Origin of the sequence: Erysipelatoclostridium sp. MSK.7.34 (assembly GCF_019041935.1) — a bacterium.
Lineage (GTDB): Bacteria > Bacillota_I > Bacilli_A > Erysipelotrichales > Coprobacillaceae > Thomasclavelia > Thomasclavelia ramosa.
In genome coordinates this window covers 1-3,046 of record NZ_JAHPYJ010000054.1, presented here as the reverse complement: position 1 = coordinate 3,046, position 3,046 = coordinate 1, and the positions used below count along the sequence as shown (strand labels likewise).

At 48.8% G+C, this 3,046-nt stretch carries 2 rRNA genes; both read left to right on the top strand.

From position 1 onward, the window contains the following. The first annotated feature begins 54 nt into the window (after positions 1-54). Positions 55-1,581, top strand: a 16S ribosomal RNA gene (locus KTF99_RS16695). Positions 1,582-1,871: 290 nt separating this feature from the next. After that, positions 1,872-3,046 (top strand): 23S ribosomal RNA (locus tag KTF99_RS16690); the annotation flags it as partial.

Genomic DNA, 3,046 nt, shown 5'->3' with positions numbered 1-3,046 from the left:
CCAGAAGGATAAAAAAGAAAAAAGAGCTAAACAAACGAAGAGTTGTTTAAATAAACAATGGAGAGTTTGATCCTGGCTCAGGATGAACGCTGGCGGCGTGCCTAATACATGCAAGTCGAACGCGAGCACTTGTGCTCGAGTGGCGAACGGGTGAGTAATACATAAGTAACCTGCCCTAGACAGGGGGATAACTATTGGAAACGATAGCTAAGACCGCATAGGTACGGACACTGCATGGTGACCGTATTAAAAGTGCCTCAAAGCACTGGTAGAGGATGGACTTATGGCGCATTAGCTGGTTGGCGGGGTAACGGCCCACCAAGGCGACGATGCGTAGCCGACCTGAGAGGGTGACCGGCCACACTGGGACTGAGACACGGCCCAGACTCCTACGGGAGGCAGCAGTAGGGAATTTTCGGCAATGGGGGAAACCCTGACCGAGCAACGCCGCGTGAAGGAAGAAGGTTTTCGGATTGTAAACTTCTGTTATAAAGGAAGAACGGCGGCTACAGGAAATGGTAGCCGAGTGACGGTACTTTATTAGAAAGCCACGGCTAACTACGTGCCAGCAGCCGCGGTAATACGTAGGTGGCAAGCGTTATCCGGAATTATTGGGCGTAAAGAGGGAGCAGGCGGCAGCAAGGGTCTGTGGTGAAAGCCTGAAGCTTAACTTCAGTAAGCCATAGAAACCAGGCAGCTAGAGTGCAGGAGAGGATCGTGGAATTCCATGTGTAGCGGTGAAATGCGTAGATATATGGAGGAACACCAGTGGCGAAGGCGACGATCTGGCCTGCAACTGACGCTCAGTCCCGAAAGCGTGGGGAGCAAATAGGATTAGATACCCTAGTAGTCCACGCCGTAAACGATGAGTACTAAGTGTTGGATGTCAAAGTTCAGTGCTGCAGTTAACGCAATAAGTACTCCGCCTGAGTAGTACGTTCGCAAGAATGAAACTCAAAGGAATTGACGGGGGCCCGCACAAGCGGTGGAGCATGTGGTTTAATTCGAAGCAACGCGAAGAACCTTACCAGGTCTTGACATACTCATAAAGGCTCCAGAGATGGAGAGATAGCTATATGAGATACAGGTGGTGCATGGTTGTCGTCAGCTCGTGTCGTGAGATGTTGGGTTAAGTCCCGCAACGAGCGCAACCCTTATCGTTAGTTACCATCATTAAGTTGGGGACTCTAGCGAGACTGCCAGTGACAAGCTGGAGGAAGGCGGGGATGACGTCAAATCATCATGCCCCTTATGACCTGGGCTACACACGTGCTACAATGGATGGTGCAGAGGGAAGCGAAGCCGCGAGGTGAAGCAAAACCCATAAAACCATTCTCAGTTCGGATTGTAGTCTGCAACTCGACTACATGAAGTTGGAATCGCTAGTAATCGCGAATCAGCATGTCGCGGTGAATACGTTCTCGGGCCTTGTACACACCGCCCGTCACACCACGAGAGTTGATAACACCCGAAGCCGGTGGCCTAACCGCAAGGAAGGAGCTGTCTAAGGTGGGATTGATGATTGGGGTGAAGTCGTAACAAGGTATCCCTACGGGAACGTGGGGATGGATCACCTCCTTTCTAAGGAGAAACGCATGATCGAAGATGATGCACAAGAGAAGTGATGTTTCGAAGATACTGTTTAGTTTTGAGTGATACTCAGGTATGACTCAGAGATCATTGAAAACTGGATAATAGAAAATAAATTGCGATAGAAATAGAAAATGAGATCGAAATAGTAATTGTTATTATTGAGGTCTTTCTAGAAAAGTCGAAAACTAAGAATTTTCATCACTAAAAAACATAAATCGAAACGGATGGATGGATTTTAGTAAATAGTTGAAAATAGTAATCAAGCAAACACCAAAATAGGTAAAGTAAGAAAGAGCGTATGGCGGATGCCTAGGCACAGAGAGGCGAAGAAGGACGCAGCAAACAGCGAAATGCGACGGTTAGCAGTAAGCATGCAACGATCCGTCGATGTCCGAATGGGGGAACCCACCTGGAGTAGAGACCAGGTATCCTGAAGTGAATAAATAGCTTCAGAGAGGCGAGACTCAGGGAACTGAAACATCTAAGTACCTGAAGGAAGAGAAAATAAACGAATGATTCCCTAAGTAGCGGCGAGCGAAAGGGGAAGAGCCCAAACCGATCTTAGGATCGGGGTTGTAGGACTGTCGGCAAAGAGCAAGAAATCATTATAGGCGAACGGAATGGGAAGTCCGGCGAAACAGGGTGACAGCCCCGTAGCCGAAATAGTGAAGAAGCACGAGACAGCACCTGAGTACGGCGGGACACGAGGAATCCTGTCGGAATCCACCAGGACCATCTGGTAAGGCTAAATACTCCTCTGTGACCGATAGTGAACCAGTACCGTGAGGGAAAGGTGAAAAGAACCCCGGGAGGGGAGTGAAATAGAACCTGAAACCATATGCTTACAAGAAGTTAGAGCCCGTTAAAGGGTGATAGCGTGCCTTTTGTAGAATGAACCGGCGAGTTACGATATGGAGCGAGGTTAAGCAGGATATGCGGAGCCGAAGCGAAAGCGAGTCTTAATAGGGCGAAAGTTGCATGTCGTAGACCCGAAACCGAGTGATCTAGCCATGACCAGGTTGAAGTTGGGGTAAAACCCGATGGAGGACCGAACCGACCCCCGTTGAAACGTTGGCGGATGAGTTGTGGCTAGGGGTGAAATTCCAATCGAACTCGGAGATAGCTGGTTCTCCCCGAAATAGCTTTAGGGCTAGCGTCGAGGTAAAGTCGTGTGAAGGTAGAGCACTGAATATGTGATGGCCCCATCTCGGGGTACTGAACATAATCAAACTCCGAATGTCACAAAGATATACTCGGCAGTCAGACAGTGGGTGATAAGGTCCATTGTCAAAAGGGAAACAGCCCAGACCATCAGCTAAGGTCCCAAAATATATACTAAGTGGAAAAGGATGTGGAGATGTCCAGACAACTAGGAGGTTGGCTCAGAAGCAGCCATCCTTTAAAGAGTGCGTAACAGCTCACTAGTCGAATGACTCTGCGCCGATAATTTACC